17 protein-coding genes are annotated in these 17176 nt (G+C 65.9%); 16 read left to right on the top strand and 1 reads right to left on the bottom strand.

Going from position 1 to position 17176, the window contains the following annotated elements; translation table 11 throughout:
- Positions 1-37 precede the first annotated feature (37 nt).
- The 5 genes from truA to accD all read left to right on the top strand — a co-directional run bounded on the left by truA (position 38) and on the right by accD (position 4672).
- Entirely contained in the window at positions 38-859 is an 822-nt protein-coding gene (gene truA / locus AAFF19_RS07390) for a tRNA pseudouridine(38-40) synthase TruA (protein WP_182119446.1), read from the top strand.
- The gene (locus AAFF19_RS07385) at positions 856-1614 is read left to right on the top strand and encodes a phosphoribosylanthranilate isomerase (RefSeq protein WP_182119445.1); all 759 of its coding nucleotides are present in this window, start codon (positions 856-858) and stop codon (positions 1612-1614) included. Before truA ends, AAFF19_RS07385 begins: the two co-directional genes overlap by 4 nt.
- A complete protein-coding gene (gene trpB / locus AAFF19_RS07380; RefSeq protein WP_182119444.1) occupies positions 1592-2875 on the top strand; it encodes a tryptophan synthase subunit beta in 1284 nt (427 codons plus the stop codon). Before AAFF19_RS07385 ends, trpB begins: the two co-directional genes overlap by 23 nt.
- A complete protein-coding gene (gene trpA, locus AAFF19_RS07375) occupies positions 2876-3685 on the top strand; it encodes a tryptophan synthase subunit alpha (protein WP_008903930.1) in 810 nt (269 codons plus the stop codon).
- 114 nt (positions 3686-3799) lie between these two features.
- Entirely contained in the window at positions 3800-4672 is an 873-nt protein-coding gene (gene accD / locus AAFF19_RS07370) for an acetyl-CoA carboxylase, carboxyltransferase subunit beta (RefSeq protein WP_182119443.1), read from the top strand.
- A 107-nt stretch (positions 4673-4779) separates the two neighbouring features.
- Here accD and AAFF19_RS07365 read toward each other — a convergent pair whose 3' ends face one another.
- Positions 4780-5328 carry a YggT family protein gene (locus AAFF19_RS07365; RefSeq protein WP_182119442.1) on the bottom strand — a complete coding sequence of 183 codons (549 nt, stop codon included), beginning with the start codon at positions 5326-5328 and terminating at the stop codon, positions 4780-4782.
- Positions 5329-5407: 79 nt separating this feature from the next.
- Between AAFF19_RS07365 and AAFF19_RS07360 the strand changes: the two genes are divergently transcribed.
- The 11 genes from AAFF19_RS07360 to AAFF19_RS07310 all read left to right on the top strand — a co-directional run bounded on the left by AAFF19_RS07360 (position 5408) and on the right by AAFF19_RS07310 (position 17124).
- Complete coding sequence (locus tag AAFF19_RS07360; RefSeq protein WP_182119441.1) at positions 5408-6049, top strand: LON peptidase substrate-binding domain-containing protein; 642 nt, start codon at positions 5408-5410, stop codon at positions 6047-6049.
- 40 nt (positions 6050-6089) lie between these two features.
- Positions 6090-8003, top strand: coding sequence for a nucleoside-diphosphate sugar epimerase/dehydratase (locus AAFF19_RS07355; RefSeq protein WP_182119440.1), 1914 nt, complete (start codon positions 6090-6092; stop codon positions 8001-8003).
- The gene (locus tag AAFF19_RS07350) at positions 8000-9232 is read left to right on the top strand and encodes an oligosaccharide flippase family protein (RefSeq protein ID WP_182119439.1); all 1233 of its coding nucleotides are present in this window, start codon (positions 8000-8002) and stop codon (positions 9230-9232) included. The genes AAFF19_RS07355 and AAFF19_RS07350 overlap by 4 nt, the downstream gene beginning before the upstream one ends.
- Positions 9216-9794 carry an acyltransferase gene (locus AAFF19_RS07345; RefSeq protein WP_182119438.1) on the top strand — a complete coding sequence of 193 codons (579 nt, stop codon included), beginning with the start codon at positions 9216-9218 and terminating at the stop codon, positions 9792-9794. Before AAFF19_RS07350 ends, AAFF19_RS07345 begins: the two co-directional genes overlap by 17 nt.
- 1 nt (position 9795) lies before the next feature.
- Positions 9796-10851, top strand: a complete 1056-nt coding sequence (locus AAFF19_RS07340; protein ID WP_182119437.1) for a glycosyltransferase — start codon at positions 9796-9798, stop codon at positions 10849-10851.
- Positions 10852-10856: 5 nt separating this feature from the next.
- Positions 10857-11888 (top strand): glycosyltransferase family 2 protein, encoded by a 1032-nt coding sequence (locus AAFF19_RS07335; RefSeq protein ID WP_182119436.1) that lies wholly within the window; start codon positions 10857-10859, stop codon positions 11886-11888.
- A complete protein-coding gene (locus AAFF19_RS07330; protein ID WP_182119435.1) occupies positions 11885-12583 on the top strand; it encodes a class I SAM-dependent methyltransferase in 699 nt (232 codons plus the stop codon). Before AAFF19_RS07335 ends, AAFF19_RS07330 begins: the two co-directional genes overlap by 4 nt.
- A 41-nt stretch (positions 12584-12624) precedes the next feature.
- Positions 12625-13794 (top strand): DegT/DnrJ/EryC1/StrS family aminotransferase, encoded by a 1170-nt coding sequence (locus tag AAFF19_RS07325; protein ID WP_182119434.1) that lies wholly within the window; start codon positions 12625-12627, stop codon positions 13792-13794.
- A gap of 1 nt (position 13795) precedes the next feature.
- Positions 13796-14416, top strand: coding sequence for a sugar transferase (locus AAFF19_RS07320; RefSeq protein WP_342721604.1), 621 nt, complete (start codon positions 13796-13798; stop codon positions 14414-14416).
- Positions 14417-14494: 78 nt separating this feature from the next.
- Positions 14495-16039, top strand: coding sequence for a lysine--tRNA ligase (lysS, locus tag AAFF19_RS07315; protein ID WP_182119432.1), 1545 nt, complete (start codon positions 14495-14497; stop codon positions 16037-16039).
- A 95-nt stretch (positions 16040-16134) separates the two neighbouring features.
- A complete protein-coding gene (locus tag AAFF19_RS07310) occupies positions 16135-17124 on the top strand; it encodes a diguanylate cyclase (protein ID WP_246330898.1) in 990 nt (329 codons plus the stop codon).
- Positions 17125-17176: the final 52 nt, after the last annotated feature.

Below are 17176 nucleotides of genomic sequence, written 5' to 3'. Positions count from 1 at the left end.
CGCCAGCCTTGCATTTGCCCCTCGCCCAGGCCGCCCCATGACACGGGTGGCGCTGGGAGTCAGCTACAACGGACAGGCCTATAGCGGCTGGCAAAGCCAGCTGTCTGGCAACACCATCCAAGACAAACTCGAAGCGGCCCTGGGCCGCTTTGCTACGCACCCTGTCAGTACCTTGTGTGCAGGCCGCACCGACGCGGGGGTCCATGGATTGATGCAGGTCGTGCACTTTGACACGCACCTGAACCGCCCCGCCTCCTCCTGGGTGCGTGGCACCAACACCTTTCTACCTGCCGATATCGCCGTGCAATGGGCCCAGCCTGTGCCGGATGGCTTCCATGCCCGCGCCAGCGCGGTGGCGCGCCGCTACGCCTATGTGCTGCTGCAGTCCCCCGTGCGGCCGAGTGTGGACGCCGGGCGGGTGGGCTGGGTGTTCCATCCCCTGGACCACCAGGCGATGCGGCAAGCTGCCCACTACCTGCTGGGCGAGCATGATTTCACCTCGTTTCGTGCGTCGGCGTGCCAGGCCAAGACCCCCGTCAAGACCCTGCAGCGCATCGACATCACGCGCCGGGGCATGGGTGAGCCCCACCCGGAGCTGGGCTGGAGCCCCTGCTACTGGCGCTTTGAGTTCGAAGCCAACGCTTTTTTGCACCACATGATCCGCAACATCATGGGCTGCCTGATTGCCGTGGGCCAGGGCAACCAGCCGCCGGAATGGATTGCGCAGGTCCTCGCCGCCAAATCGCGCGATGCTGCAGCGCCCACGTTTTCGCCGGATGGGCTGTATTTTCAGGGCCCGGTCTACGAAGCCCACTGGGGCCTGCCCCAGCGCACGGCTGCGTATGATTGGCTGCCATGAAAGCCACGGAAACATCCTCGCTACGGCCCGCTGCCGCGCGCACCCGCATCAAGATCTGTGGACTGACACGCGAACAGGACGTGGACGCCGCTGTAGCTGCGGGCGCCGACGCCGTGGGATTCGTTCTCTACGCCAGCAGTCCGCGCGCGGTCACGCCTGAGCGCGCAGCCCAGCTTGCCCGGCGCCTGCCACCCTTTGTCACGCCGGTGTTGCTGTTCGTGAACGAAATCGCTACCAATGTGATAGCTGCCAGCGCTTTGATTGCGGGCGCTACCATCCAATTCCACGGTGATGAGTCGCCGCAGGACTGCCTGGCAGCCACCGGCCAGGGCGCCCGCCCCTACCTGCGTGCGGCCCGAATTCCCCTGGGCGACGGAGCGGCGCAGTTTGACCTCGTAAAATACGCCCACGATTACTCTCACGCCCAAGCCATCCTGCTCGACGCCCATGTCGAAGGTTTTGGCGGCGGCGGCAAGGCATTCAATTGGTCACTCCTTCCACCAAGCGTCAGCTCTCACCTCGTTTTGTCTGGTGGACTCACGCCTGCAAACGTGACCGATGGCATTTTGCAAGTCCGCCCGCGGGGTCTCTCGCTGGCGGTTGATGTCAGTTCCGGCGTCGAAGCCGATGGCCCCGATGGCAAGCCCGTCAAGGGCATCAAGGACGCCGACAAGATCCAACGCTTCGTTGCCGCCGTGCGCGCGGCCGATGCACAACTTGCAAAGAACCCCCATGAATTCCTATCAGCAACCTGATCCCTCGGGCCACTTCGGCCCCTACGGCGGCAGCTTCGTCAGCGAAACCCTGACCCACGCCATCCAGGAACTGCGCGAGGCCTACGCGCGCTACCAGAACGACCCGGAGTTTTTGGCCGAGTTTCACTATGAGCTCAAGCACTTTGTGGGCCGCCCTTCGCCCATCTACCACGCAGCCCGCACCAGCTTTGAGATGGGTGGCGCGCAGATCTACCTCAAGCGCGAGGATCTGAACCACACCGGCGCCCACAAGATCAACAACGTGATCGGCCAGGCCATGCTCGCCAAGCGCATGGGCAAGCCCCGCGTGATTGCCGAAACGGGCGCTGGGCAGCACGGTGTGGCCACAGCCACCATCTGCGCCCGGTATGGGCTTGAATGTGTGGTGTACATGGGTGCAGAGGACGTCAAGCGCCAGAGCCCCAACGTGTACCGCATGAAGCTGCTGGGCGCCACCGTGGTGCCTGTGGAATCCGGCAGCAAGACCCTGAAAGACGCCCTGAACGACGCCATGCGCGACTGGGTGGCGAATGTGGACAACACCTTTTACATCATCGGCACCGTGGCAGGCCCGCACCCCTACCCCATGATGGTGCGCGACTTCCAGAGCGTGATCGGCAAGGAGTGCATCGAGCAGATGCCCGCCATGCTGGCCGAGCAGAAGGTGCTGGGCCAGCAACCCGACGCCGTGATCGCCTGTGTCGGCGGCGGCAGCAATGCCATGGGCATCTTCCACCCCTACATTCCGTTCGAGAAAACGCGCCTCATCGGCGTGGAGGCTGCGGGTGAAGGGCTGGAGTCCGGCCGGCACTCCGCTTCGCTGCAAAAGGGCAGCGCGGGCGTGCTGCACGGCAACCGCACCTTCATCCTGCAGGATGACAACGGCCAGATCACCGAAACCCACAGCATCAGCGCGGGCCTGGACTACCCCGGCGTGGGCCCGGAGCACGCCTGGTTGCAGGAAATCGGCCGCGCCGAATACGTCGGCATCACCGACAAGGAGGCTCTGGAAGCCTTTCACTACCTGTGCCGCACTGAGGGCATCATCCCCGCGCTCGAATCCAGCCATGCCGTGGCCTACGCCATGAAACTGGCCAAAACCATGCGCCCTGACCAATCGATCCTGGTCAACCTCTCGGGCCGTGGCGACAAGGACATCGGCACCGTGGCCGACCTGAGCGGCGCCGATTTTTACTGCCGCCCCAGCTGCCAGGGGCAGTCCGTCAAGGGCGGCGAGCAACCCATCAAGGTGGTGAAATAAATGAGCCGCATCGCATCCACCTTCTCGGCCCTGCAAGCGCAGGGTCGCAAGGCCCTGATTCCTTATGTGACCGCCGGCTTCCCATTCGCCGACATCACCCCTGCACTTATGCACGGCATGGTGGAGGCCGGTGCCGACGTGATTGAGCTGGGCGTGCCCTTTTCCGACCCCATGGCCGATGGCCCGGTGATTCAAAAGGCGGGCGAAAAAGCCCTCAGCCTGGGCATTGGCATGGTGCAGGTGCTCGACCATGTGCGCGAGTTCCGCAAGCGCAACAACACCACACCCGTGGTGCTGATGGGCTACGCCAACCCCGTGGAACGCTACGACCAGAAGCACGGTGAAGGTGCGTTTGTGCGCGACTCCGCGGCAGCGGGCGTGGACGGCGTCCTCATCGTGGACTACCCGCCCGAAGAGTGCGAAGCCTTTGCCGCCAGCCTGCGCGCGCACGGCATGGACCTGATCTTCCTGCTGGCCCCCACCAGCACGGATGAACGCATGGCCGAGGTGGCGCGCGTGGCCAGCGGCTACGTGTACTACGTATCGCTCAAGGGCGTAACGGGCTCTGGCGCGCTGGACACGGCAGCCGTGGAGCAGATGCTGCCCCGCATCCGCCAGCACGTGACGATCCCCGTGGGTGTGGGCTTTGGCATTCGCGACGCGGCCACCGCCCAGGCCATTGGCAAGGTGGCCGATGCCGTGGTCATCGGCAGCCGCATCATCCAGCTGATTGAAGACCAGGAGCACGCCAAGGTGGTGCCCCTGACCATCGACTTCCTGCGCGGCATCCGCAAGGCCCTGGACGCCTAGTCGCATAATGCAGCCCGGCGCGCCAGCCCACCCACTGGGGCGTGGCGCGCCACAAATTCAATCCGGCTTGCCCCCAGCGCCCAGGCAGGCCGAGCCACTGAAGAGGAGAACACCATGTCCTGGCTCGAAAAACTTCTGCCCTCCAAGATCCAGCAAACCGACCCCACCGAGCGCCGCCAGGTGCCGGAAGGGCTGTGGATCAAGTGCCCGAGCTGCGAAACCGTGCTGTACAAGGCCGACCTGGAGCACAACCAGAACGTGTGCCCCACCTGCAGCCACCACCACCGCATTGGCGCCCGCGCGCGGCTGGACGCCTTTCTGGATGCCGAGGGCCGCTACGAGATCGGCCAGGAAGTGCTGCCGGTGGATGCCCTCAAGTTCAAGGACAGCCGCAAATACCCCGAGCGCCTGAAAGAAGCCCTGGAGAACACCGGCGAGACCGATGCCCTCATCGTCATGGGCGGCGCGGTCAAGAGCATCAACGTGGTGGCAGCGTGCTTCGAGTTTGACTTCATGGGCGGCTCCATGGGCTCCGTGGTGGGCGAGCGTTTTGTGCGCGGCGTGGAGACCGCCATCGAGCAGAAGGTGCCCTTCATCTGCTTTACCGCCACCGGCGGCGCACGCATGCAGGAAGGTTTGCTGTCACTGATGCAAATGGCCAAGACCAACGCAGCGCTGACCCGCCTGGCCAAGAAGGGCCTGCCCTACATCAGCGTGCTGACCGACCCCACCATGGGCGGCGTGAGCGCAGGTTTTGCATTTGTAGGCGACATCGTGATCGCCGAGCCCAAGGCACTGATCGGCTTTGCCGGCCCGCGCGTGATCGAATCCACGGTGCGCGTGACCCTGCCCGAAGGCTTCCAGCGTGCCGAGTTCCTGCAGACCAAGGGTGCGGTCGACTTCATCTGCGACCGCCGCGAACTGCGCAACACCGTGGCCAGCAGCCTGGCGATTCTGCAGCGTTTGCCGGCCGATGCGGTGATGTAACAAACCTGGCTTGCCGCGCGGCCCGCGGCATTCAAATGCTACATTTTTAGTAGCTGCCGGCGCTTGATGGACAAGCGCTGGAGGCCAATTTGAATGATATTTTCAGATCAGCGCATGACGCTGGCCTGCAGATGACCCAGCACGATCATGGCCACCTGCAGCAACACCAGCACGGCCAGCGGCGACAGGTCGATGCCGCCCACCAGCGGGATGATGCGGCGAAACGGCCGCAGGACGGGCTCGCACAGCCGGGCAATCACATCGGCCAAGGGTGACCGCGCCTGCACCCACGACATCACGGCGTAAACGATCAACAGGCCGATCAGCCCCGACACCGCCACCCGCGCCAGCCCGAACAACGCCAGCCATGGCAGCCAGGCCCATGCCGACGCGGCGCCGAGCAGCAGGGTCAGCAAGAAATACTGGGCCAGCTGCAGCAGCGCCGCGGCCACCAGGCTCGACACATCCCAGCGCCCCACGGGCGGGATCACACGGCGCAGCGGCATGATGAGCCAGTCCGTCAGCGCAAACACCAGCCCGCCGACGGGGTTGGAAAACGGTATCCGCTGCCACTGCATGTACAGCCTGAGCAGGCAGGCCCCGGTGAGGAGCCCCCCCACAACATCGAGCAGGAAAGAAGCGATCTGGTAGAGCATGGGCGAGACAAAAATAAGGCGCCGCCGCGAAAGCAGGCTGTGCCATGGGATGATAGCGGGCCAAGGCGTCACCCTCTCCATGACACAAGCCCTCACCCTGTCATCCCTGCCCCTTTTTCCCCTCGGCTCCGTGCTGTTCCCCGGCGGCCTGCTGGCGCTGCGCGTGTTCGAGGTGCGCTATCTGGACATGGTGCGCAAATGCCACCAGGCGGGCGCGCCGTTTGGCGTGGTGGCCCTCACGCAAGGCCGCGAGGTGCGCCAGGCAGGCGCCCCCGAAGAACAGTTCAACGATGTGGGCACCCTGGCCGTCATCGAGCAGATCGACACGCCCCAGCCCGGCCTGATCACCCTGCTGTGCCGAGGCAGCCAGCGCTTTCGCATCACCCGGCGCAGCCACCTGCCCCATGGCCTGTGGATTGCCGATGTGGATCTCCTTGACCAGGATCTGGCCGTGCCGGTACCGGACGACCTCAAAACGGCTTCTTCGGCGCTCGCCCAGGTGCTGCACACCCTGAAGCAGCGCGACCCGCACGCACCCGGCGTGGTGGCACCCACGGCAGCCCAGCTGGGCGACTGCGGCTGGGTGGCCAACCGCTGGTGCGAGCTGTTGCCAGTGCCCCTGGAACTCAAGCAGCGCCTGATGGAGCTGGACAACCCGCTCGTGCGGCTGGAACTGGTGGCCGATGTGCTGGAACGGACCGGAATCGCCCCCACGCAATGAGCCGCCGGACTGCCGTCACCCTCACTTCTCCCCTTTGCCCATGCTGAACCGCATCCTGGGCTGGTCGCGCGCCGCCAAGCGTCTGGTGGTGGTGGCCATGGACATCTGCCTGGGCCTCATCGCAATGTGGCTGGCCTTCACGCTGCGGCTGGAGACGCCCCACTGGCCCGAGGGGCTGCAGTGGCTGGCATATGCGCTGGCACCGGCGCTGGCCTTCCCGATTTTTGCCAGGCTGGGGCTGTACCGGGCCATCTTCCGCTACACGGGGATCACGGCGCTCATCACCACGGGCAAGGCCGTGGCCATCTACGGCGCCCTGTTGCTGGGCTGCCTGCTGGCCGCCCAGTGGGAGGGCGTGCCCCGCAGCGTGGGCATCCTCCAGCCCCTGCTGTTCATGCTTCTGGTGGGTGCCAGCCGTGCGCTGGGGTGGCTGGCGCTGGCGGGGCGCAGCCGCCACGCACCGTACCGTCTGCTGATCTACGGCGCCGGCAGCGCAGGTGCGCAGACTGCGGCGGGGCTGGGCGGCATGCACCAGTACCAGCTCAGGGGCTTTGTGGACGACGACGCCAGCAAGATCGGGCGCAGCATCAACGGCGTGCGCGTACATGCCCCGCGGGCACTGCCCGAGGTGGTGCGGCGCCTCGGCATCACCGACGTGCTGCTGGCGTTGCCCAGCAGCACGCGCGAGCGGCGGCGGCAGATCATCGAGAGCCTGCGCGAGCTGCCCGTGCGCATACGCACACTGCCCGGACTGTCAGACCTGGCCAGCGGTCGGGTCACGGTCACGGATTTTCAGGACCTTGAGATCGAAGACCTGCTGGGCCGCGAGCCGGTGGCGCCGGACCCGGGACTCCTGGGGCGCAACCTGGCGGGCACCGTGGTGCTGGTGACCGGGGCGGGCGGCAGCATTGGCAGCGAGCTGTGCCGCCAGATCGTGCGCGAGGGCCCGCGCCAGTTGCTGCTGGTGGACCACAGCGAATACGCGCTGTACTCCATCCACCACGAACTGGAAGCCCTGGCGCAGCAGGGCGGGCATGCGTGTGCCCTGGTGCCCCTGCTCGCCAGCGTCACGCACCCCGAGCGCATGGCCGACATCTGCCGGCAATACCGCCCCACCTCCATCTACCATGCGGCCGCCTACAAGCATGTGCCCATGGTGGAGGCCAACGCGGGCGAGGGCATTCTGAACAACGTGTTTGGCACCCTGAACATGGTGCAGGTGGCGCTGGAGTGCGGAGCCCGCCATTTCGTGCTGATTTCCACCGACAAGGCCGTGCGCCCGACCAACATCATGGGCGCCACCAAACGTGTGGCAGAGATGGTGCTGCAAGCGATTGCAGCGTCGCCCCGCGCGCCTTTCCCGCAGCTTGCCGACAGCTCACCCGCCTGGGCATGCCCCACCCGCCTGTCGATGGTGCGCTTTGGCAATGTGCTGGGTTCCAGTGGCAGCGTGATACCGCTGTTTCGCAAGCAGATCGCGGCTGGCGGCCCCCTGACCGTGACGCACCCGGACGTCACGCGCTACTTCATGACCATTGCCGAAGCCGCCCAGCTGGTACTGCAGGCAGGGGCGATGGCCGAGGGGGGCGACGTGTTCCTGCTGGACATGGGCGAGCCGCTGCAGATTGTGGAATTGGCAGAGCGCATGGTGGCCCTGTCGGGATTGACGGTGCGCGACGATCTGCACCCCGAAGGAGACATCGAAATCGTTTTCACCGGGCTGCGCCCGGGTGAAAAACTTTTCGAGGAACTGCTGATTGGAGACAATCCCTTCCCTACCGACCACCCCCGCATCCTGCGGGCACGTGAAGAGTATCGCCCGTGGGAGGAATTGCAGACCTTGCTCCAGGCATTGCAGAAGGCAGCCCATGCGGGCGACCCCATCGCCATGACCGCTCTGCTGCGACAGCTGGTGCCTGGCTACCACCCCGAAACGCAACCCGTACTGCCATGAAGTCGGGACTTGTACGGGCAACGCTGACCCTGCTCACGGGCAGCGTTGCAGCCCACGCCATCCCACTGGTGCTGGGCCCGGCACTCACACGCCTCTACAGCCCTGAGGACTTCGGACAGTTTGCACTGCTGTGGGCGCTGGCCACCAACCTGGCGGTGGTGGGCTGTGCGCGCTATGAATTCGCGCTCCCCCTCGAAAGCACCGAGCCGCGCGCCGCCCAGCTCATGGCGTTGTGCGCGCGCATCTTGCTCGCTGTCACCACGGCATCTGCTGCAGCCGCGGCCGTGCTCGTGCTGTGGCGCGGCATGCCGATGGTGTGGGCGCTGCCATTGGCAGTGTTCGCAGGCGGCGCTGTGCAATGGCTCACCCTGTGGGCAACTCGGTCACAGCGCTTTGGCCTGCTGTCGGCGGCCAGGCTGCTGCAGCAAGGCGGTGGCGCCATCCTGCAATTGCTGTTCGGATTCATGAAGACCGGCCCGCTGGGTCTGGTGCTGGGCGCCACATTGGCCAGCCTGGGTGCGGCATGGATACTGGCGAGGCCTGCCCCTGCGGGTGGCTGGGTGGGTCTGTGGCGCCAGCCGTTGGCCACACTCCGGTCCATGGCCCAACAGCACCGGGACTTTCCGTTGCTCAACACACCCCACGCTTTCATGGGGGCGCTGCAGGACACCCTGACTTTGGTGCTGGTGGCGGCCTGGACCGGAGACGCCGCAGCGGGGTTCTGGGCGCTGGCGCTGCGCTACCTCAAGGCCCCTGCGACCCTCATCGGCGGGGCCTTGTCGCAAACCCTGTACCCCCGCCTTCTGAAGGCGCAGAGCCCCAACGAAGCGCGCACCCTGGTGCGCCAGGCCATGCTGGGGCTGGCCGCCCTAGCCTGCCCGCTGGCGGCGGTACTGCTTGTCTGGGGCCCGGACATCTTTTCCCTGGCCTTTGGCACCCAATGGGCGCAGACCGGGGAACTGGCCCGGGCCATTGCGCCGTACATCGCCGTGCATTTCATGGCATCGCCCCTCGCGGTGGTCACCATGGCCTGGGGTGCACAGGCCTGGGCGCTGCGCCTGGCCTTGATTGGACAATGCCTGTTTTTTGCGGGCCTGCTGCTGGGCCTCCATCTGGGCGGGCTGACCGGCGCCGGATGGGGCGTGTCAGCGAGCATGCTGGCCTACTTTGCCTACTATTTCTGGGCGTTGGCAAACTGGAAGGACATCCCACATGAGAGCCGTGCTTAACCGCTGGCGCCGCCGCCTGTGGCAGGCGCTGTTCTACCGCATGGTGTTCGGGGAAAGCGACCACCTGGGCCGCAGCCTGCCCCACACCCGCATTGCCCCCAGCACCTGCATCGAAGGCGCCGAGGGGCTGCGGCTTTCCGACCACGTGTTCATTGGGCAATTCAACTTCATCGACGCCACGGCAGGCCTGCAGATTGGGCAAGGGGTCCAGATCACCAACTTCGTCAGCATCGTCACCCACAGCTCCCACCGCGCCATTCGCCTTCTGGGCAGCAGCTACGCAGTCCACGACGGCCCCAAGCCTGCCTACATCAGCGCTCCTGTGGAGATCGGCGCCTACACCTTCATCGGACCCCACAGCCTGATCGAAGCGGGTACACGCATCGGCAAGGGGGTGGTGGTGTGTGCCTACGCGCAGGTGCGCGGCGAAGTGCCCGACTTCGCCATCATGGCAGGGGCCCCCGCGCGCCAGATTGGCGATGTGCGCGAGCAGGATGAGCGCCTGCTGTTGCAGCATCCGGAACTGCGCCCACACTACGAATCCTGGACACGGGCAAGCTGACATGGCCACACACCTGTGCCTGCTGGGCGATGCCACCAGCCCCCATATCCAGCGGTGGGCGCGGGAGATGCTCCAGCGTGGCTACCGCGTTTCGCTGATCACGGCCCGCCCCGCGTCCATCGATGGCGTCACGGTGCGGGCCATCCGGCCTGTGCACCGATCGCTGGACTGGCTGCTCCGTGTACGGGAAACGAGGCGCCACGTGGCCGAACTGGCTCCTGACCTCCTGCATGCCCATTACGTCACCTCCTACGGCTATCTGGCCGCACGTTGCGGCAAACATCCGCTGGTGATGACCGCCTGGGGCAGCGACCTGTTGGTGACCCCAGGCAAAAGCGCCTGGATGCGCTGGCTGACCGGCTGGATACTGCGCCAGGCCGACCTCATCACGGGCGACTCAGCGAGCCTGATGAGCGCGGTGGCAGACTTCCGCCCGCCCGGCGCCGCCGAGGAAATCCATTGGGGTGTGGAACTGCAACGCTTCCACCCCGTTCCCTGGGGTCACAAGCAAGGCAGCCAGCTGGTGAGCCTGCGCGCCTGGGAACCCAACTACAACATCGACACCATCATCGAAGCGTTCGCCCTGCTGCAGGCGCGATTGCCGGGCGCCGATCTGCGCTTGCACCTGCTCGGCGGAGGCAGTCTGGAAGGTGCCCTGCGCAGCCAGGTGCACACGGCGCAGCTGGACAACAAGGTGCAGTTCCACGGCCGACTCGATGACGCTGGCATGACCCGGGTACTGGGCGAAAGCAAGATATCTGTGTCGGTGCCCAGCAGCGATGCCACATCGGTCGCCATGCTGGAGAGCATGGCGTGCGGCCTCGCCGTGGTGGCCAGCGAACTGCAGGCCAACCGGCACTGGATCGACGCTGAGTGGCTGGTTGCAGCCGGAGATGCCACAGCGCTCGCCGCCCGGCTCGAAGCCCTGATTGCCAATGACGCCATCGCGGAACAAGCCGGGCTGCAAAATGCTGCCCGCATAGCGCAAGACGGCGACCGCGCGGTGCAAATGAACCGCATGCACGCGCTGTACCAGCAACTGCTCCGTACACCTTGAACCCCATGCCCCAAGGCCTTGAATTGGACAACCTGATCAGCGTGATCGTGCCGTGCCGCAACGAGCGCCAGCACATCGATGCGTTCTGCGATTCCGCCCTTCGCCAGCAACTCCCGGCGGGCTGGCGCATGGAAGTGCTGATTGCAGACGGTGACAGCGATGACGGCACGCGCGAACACCTGATGCAGCACTGTGCTGCAGACCCCAGGCTCGTGCTGGTGGACAACCCCGGCCGCATTGTCTCCACCGGACTCAACGCCTGCATTGCCCGAGCACGGGGCGGCACCATAGCCCGCATGGACGTGCACAGCCAGTTTGCCCCCGACTACCTTGCGCAGTGCGTCGGTGCGCTCGGGCGCACCGGGGCCGACAACGTGGGCGGCCCCTGGGTCGCCCAAGGAACGGGCCCCACCGGGGCCGCCATAGCCGCAGCCTTCCAGTGCCGCTGGGTGGTGGGCGGCGCACGGTCGCGCGATGTGCAGTACGAAGGCGAGGTGGATACCGTCTACCTGGGCTGCTGGCCCCGCAGCGTGTTTGACCGATTCGGGCTGTTTGACGAAACGCTGGTGCGCAACCAGGACGACGAGCACAACCTGCGCATGCGCCTGGGGGGTGCACGCATCTGGCAGAGCAGCCGCATCCATTCCACCTACCACCCGCGCAATTCGCTCAGGCACCTGTTCGCGCAACAACGGCAATATGGCTACTGGCGGCCTTTTGTGATGCGCAAACATGGGCAGCCGGGCTCCGTGCGACAACTGGTGCCCGCAGCTTTTGTGGCCGCAGCAGTGGGAGCCTCCGCTGCCTCGCCGTGGTCCGCTGGGCCCTTGGCCGCACTGGGCATCGCCTACGCAGGGTATCTTCTGGCGGCATCGGTGGCGGCAGTCCGGTCGGCACGCAACTGGGGGCTGCTGCCCCGCCTCCCGGCGACGATTGCCGCGTTTCATGTGGGCTACGGCCTGGGCACCTGGCGCGGGCTATGGGACATTGCACGCTCGCGCGCGCCTTCATCTGACTTTGCACGCATCACGCGATGACCGACAACGAACCCCTGGCCGTCAAGGCTCGCTACGCCCGGCGTGATGCAGCGGCCGACGAAGCGCGCTACAGCCTGTATGCCAACGCTGCGGCGCTGCAGGCGCAGCAGGAGCGCCTGCGCGCCATGGCACGCATCTGGCAAGCCCACGGCTGGAGCAGCCTGGCCCAGCGGCCCATGCTGGAGGTCGGCTGCGGAAGCGCGGGCAATCTGCACGATCTGGTGCGGCTGGGCGCCACGCCCGCTTGCCTGACGGGCCTGGAGCTTTTACCCGAGCGTGCCGCCGCAGCGCGCGCCTCGCTGCCAGCAGGCGTGGCCATTGTCGAAGGGGATGCCGCCCTGGCCCCGGTGCAGCCCGCCAGCCAGGATGCCGTGATGGCGTTCACGCTATTCAGCTCCTTGCTGGACGAGGGCTATCGCCGCCATCTGGCCGACGTGATCTGGCAATGGGTTGCGCCCGGCGGCGGTGTTCTCGTCTATGACTTTGTCGTCAACAACCCCGCCAACAGCGATGTACAGGGCATTCCACTGCGCGAACTGGGCACCCTGTTTCCCGGGGCACAGATACACTCCCGCCGCGTTACGCTGGCACCTCCACTGGCACGACGCCTGCCCGCGCCAGCGATTGCGCCAGCGTCCGCACTGCTGTGGTTTCTGCGCACCCACCGCCTGACCTGGGCCGTGAAGCCACGCTGAGCGCGGCCTCGCTCTGGCCCATTCAGCACGCACAAATACCCATGAACTCCGCCACCGACCTGCCCTTTCTCCCGTTCGCCCGCCCCGACATCGGGCCGGCAGAAATCGATGCCGTCAGCGCGGCCATGCGCTCGGGGTGGGTCACGACCGGGCCCAAGACCAAAGAGTTTGAGCAGGCATTCACCGCCTTCCTGGGCGGCGGTGGTCTGCAGAGCATCGCCGTCAACTCCGCCACGGCGGGCCTGCACCTCGCGCTGGAGGCCCTGGGCATCGGCCCCGGCGACGAAGTGATCGCGCCCACACTGACCTTCACCGCCACCGTGGAGGTGGTGCGCTACCTGGGCGCCGACCCGGTACTGGTGGACGTGGACCCGGTGACCCTCAATATCGACCCGGCCAAGGTGCGCGCGGCCATCACACCCCGCACCAAAGCCATCATGCCCGTGCACTATGGGGGCCTGGCCTGCGACATGGACGCAATCCTGGCCATCGCCAAAGAACATCACCTGAAGGTGGTGGAAGACGCGGCCCATGCCCTGCCCACCACCTGGCGCGGCACCCTGGTGGGGCAATTGCGGTCCGATTTGACGGTGTTCAGCTTCTACGCCAACAAGACCATCACGACGGGCGAAGGGGGCATGGCGGTGACGCGCGACCCGGAGCTCTCCAAGCGCATGCGCGTGATGCGCCTGCACGGCATGAACCGCGATGCGTTTGACCGCTTCACCTCCAAAACCCCGGCCTGGTACTACGAGGTGGTCGCACCCGGTTTCAAATACAACATGACGGACGTTGCCGCCGCCATGGGCGTGGAGCAACTGGCGCGGCTGCCGCAGTTTGTGCAACGGCGGCAAGACCTCGCAACCCGTTACAACACACAGCTGACGCCTCTGCCGCTCATATTGCCAGCCGATGCACCACAAGGCGACACCCACGCATGGCACCTGTATGTCATCCGGCTGCGGGCGGACGCACCACTGGGGCGTGACGAGGTCATCCAGGCGCTGTCGGACCGGGGCATCGGCACCAGCGTGCACTATGTGCCGCTGCACCGGCACCCGTACTGGCGGGACCGTTATCAGCTCACGCCTGAGATGTTCCCCCAGGCCGATGCGGCCTACCAGGCCATGATCAGCATCCCCCTGTTCACCGCCATGAGCGACAGCGACCAGGACCGTGTGATTGCCGCGCTGCACGAGGTGCTGGGCTGACATGCCCAAGCGGCTGTTCGACCTGTTCTTTGCCGCCCTTGGGCTGCTGCTGCTCGCGCCCGTGCTGCTGGCCGTGGCACTGTGGGTGGTGTGGGATTCGCCCGGCCCGGCATTCTTTCGCCAACAGCGTGTGGGACGCGCAGGCCGCCTGTTTCGCATCGTCAAGTTCCGCACCATGCACCCGCGCGCAGAAGCTGCGGGCCCGGCGATTACCGTGGGCGCCGACGCCCGCATCACCCGGGCGGGCCACTGGCTGCGGCGCACCAAGATCGATGAATTGCCGCAGCTTTTCAACGTGCTGCTGGGCCATATGAGCCTGGTCGGCCCCCGGCCCGAGGTGCCGCACTATGTGGCGCTTTACCCGGACTCTGTGCGAGACCTGGTGCTCAGCGTCCGGCCGGGCATCACGGACCGCGCCTCCATCGAATTTCGCGACGAAAGCACTTTGCTGGGCCAGAGCAACGAGCCGGAGCCCACTTACGTGGAACAGATCCTTCCCATCAAGCTGCGCTATGCCGCCGAGTACGCCCGTTCCAACACGCTATGGGGCGACCTCAAGATCATCATCAGCACGGTCGCAGCACTGTGGAATGACCGCCCCGCCGGGGGCACAGGAACTTGACGGCACCCCGTAGCCGATAAAATCAGCGGTTTGGCTGAACCCAGCCCCTCCATTTCACGCCCCGCACAGACGGCACCTATGTCAGACCAAAACCACGCCCCCGCGCCCCAGGACGACAACCAGCTCATCGCCGAGCGCCGCGAAAAGCTCCGCGCTCTGCGCGAAGCCCAGGCCAACGGCGGTGGCGTTGCTTTCCCCAACAACTTCAAGCCCGGCCACAAGGCTGCCCAGTTGCACCTGGAGCACAGCGCTGCCACGAACGAGTCGCTTGAAGCCACGCCCGTGACCGTCTCGGTGGCGGGCCGCATGATGCTCAAGCGCGTAATGGGCAAGGCCAGTTTTGCCACGATCCAGGACGGCTCGCTGGGCGAAGTGGGCGGGCGCATCCAGCTCTATGTGACGCGCGACGCCGTGGGCGAAGACCTGTACGCCGCCTTCAAGCACTGGGACCTGGGCGACATCGTGGGCGCCGAAGGCACGCTGATGAAGACCAAGACCGGCGAGCTGTCGGTCAAGGTGACCAGCCTGCGCCTGCTCACCAAGAGCCTGCGCCCCCTGCCCGACAAGTTCCACGGCATGGCCGACCAGGAGCAGAAGTACCGCCAGCGCTATGTGGACCTGATCACCGATGAGCAGGCACGCAAGCGCTTCATGGCACGCAGCAAGGCCGTGAGCGGGCTGCGCGAGTTCATGGTGAGCCATGGCTTCCTTGAAGTCGAAACGCCCATGCTGCACCCCATCCCGGGCGGTGCCAATGCCAAGCCGTTCGTCACGCACCACAACGCGCTGGAGCAGGAGATGTACCTGCGCATCGCACCCGAGCTCTACCTCAAACGCCTGATCGTGGGCGGCTTCGAGCGGGTGTTCGAGATCAACCGCAGCTACCGCAACGAAGGCATCTCGGTGCGCCACAACCCCGAGTTCACCATGATGGAGTTCTACGCGGCGTACTGGAACTACCTGGACCTGATGGACTTCACCGAGACGCTGATCCGTGAAGTGGCCCTGAAAGCCACGGGCTCGCTGCAGATGACCTACCAGGGCCGTGCGGTGGACCTGACCCAGCCCTTTGCCCGCCTGACGATCCGCGAAGCCATCTTCCAGCACACCGAAGCAGGCGCCCATGTGGACGATGCCGCCTGGCTCATCAGCGCATTGAAGAAGCTGGGCATGACGGAAGAGAAGGACAAGCTCTCCGCCCGCACACTGGCCAGCCTGCAGGTGCTGTACTTTGAAGAAACGGTGGAAGACAAGCTGTGGCAGCCCACCTTCATCATGGAACACCCCACCGAAATCTCGCCTCTGGCGCGCGCCAACGACGCGCGCCCCGAGGTGACGGAGCGCTTTGAGCTGTACATCACCGGCCGCGAGTTCGGCAACGGTTTCAGCGAACTGAATGATGCGGAAGACCAGGCCGCGCGCTTTCACGCCCAGGTGGCGGCCAAGGACAGCGGCGACGACGAAGCCATGTTCTACGACCATGACTTTGTGCGCGCGCTGGAATACGGCATGCCACCCACGGGGGGTTGCGGCATCGGCATTGACCGCCTCATGATGCTGCTGACCGACAGCCCCAGCATCCGCGACGTGATCCTGTTCCCCGCGCTGCGCCGCGAGTCCTGAAAACCAGGCTGACCCGGGTCAGCACGCCGTCAGGCCCCAGGAGTTCCACCGTGCCCTTCAGTTCCACCAACGCCCCGTATCCGCCCGCCGCGCCCCTGCCCGAGGGCAATGCCTTTTCGGTGCTGGTGGTGGAAGACCAGGGCTCGGTACGCGCTGCACTGGTGGCCGAACTGCGGCGCGCTGGCGTGTCGGAGATCCTGGAGGCCGCCGAGGGCAATGCCGCACTGGACCTGTTCAAGGCCCACCGACCCGACCTGGTGTTGCTCGACATCCGGCTGCCCGGCCACGATGGCTACTGGGTGGCCCAGCAGATGCGCGAGAGCGAAGCCGGTGACTGGACGCCGATCATTTTCCTGTCGGGCCTGGACCACGAGCTGGACGTCTGGCGCGGCATTGAAGTGGGCGGAGACGACTACCTGGTCAAGCCCGTCACCCCCATCGTGCTGATGGCCAAGCTGCGCGCCATGCGGCGCCTGCTGGACATGCGCCGCCGGCTGGTGGCCATGTCGGCCGAGCTGCACCTTGCCAACCAGCGCCTCAACGAGATGGTCGAGGTGGACGCCCTCACCGGTCTGGTGAACCGCCGCGGGTTCGACCGCATCCTGCACAACGAAATTCTGGCGGCCCGCCGCGATGGCACGCCCCTCACGCTGATGCTGTGCGATCTGGACCATTTCAAGCTCTTCAACGACGCCAGCGGCCATGTGCAGGGCGACGCCTGCCTGAAAGAGGTGGGGCGCCTGCTGCGCGAGGTGTGCGTGCGCCCCCGGGATGTCGCCTCGCGCTACGGCGGCGAGGAATTTGCCCTGATCCTGCCCAACACGCCGCGCTCGGGTGCGATGACCTTCGCGCGCGCACTGGGGCAGCTGCTCAAGGTGCGCGCCATTGCGCACGCCGATTCACCCCTGGGGAGCACCCTGACCCTGTCGGGCGGCATCACCACGTGTGTGCCCGACGACAGCACCAACGCCGAAAGCATGATCATGCGGGCCGACCAGGCGCTGTATGCCGCCAAGGCGCAGGGCCGCAACCGGTTTTTCAGTTTTGAAATGCAGATGGACACTGTGGAGCAACTGCGCAATTGACCTTCTTTTCCCCACTATCGTTTGAAGCCACAGAGCGCAGCGCCCGAACCGT

Source organism: Acidovorax sp. FHTAMBA, from assembly GCF_038958875.1.
Classification (GTDB): domain Bacteria; phylum Pseudomonadota; class Gammaproteobacteria; order Burkholderiales; family Burkholderiaceae_C; genus Acidovorax.
This window is presented reverse-complemented; position numbering and strand designations above follow the sequence as displayed.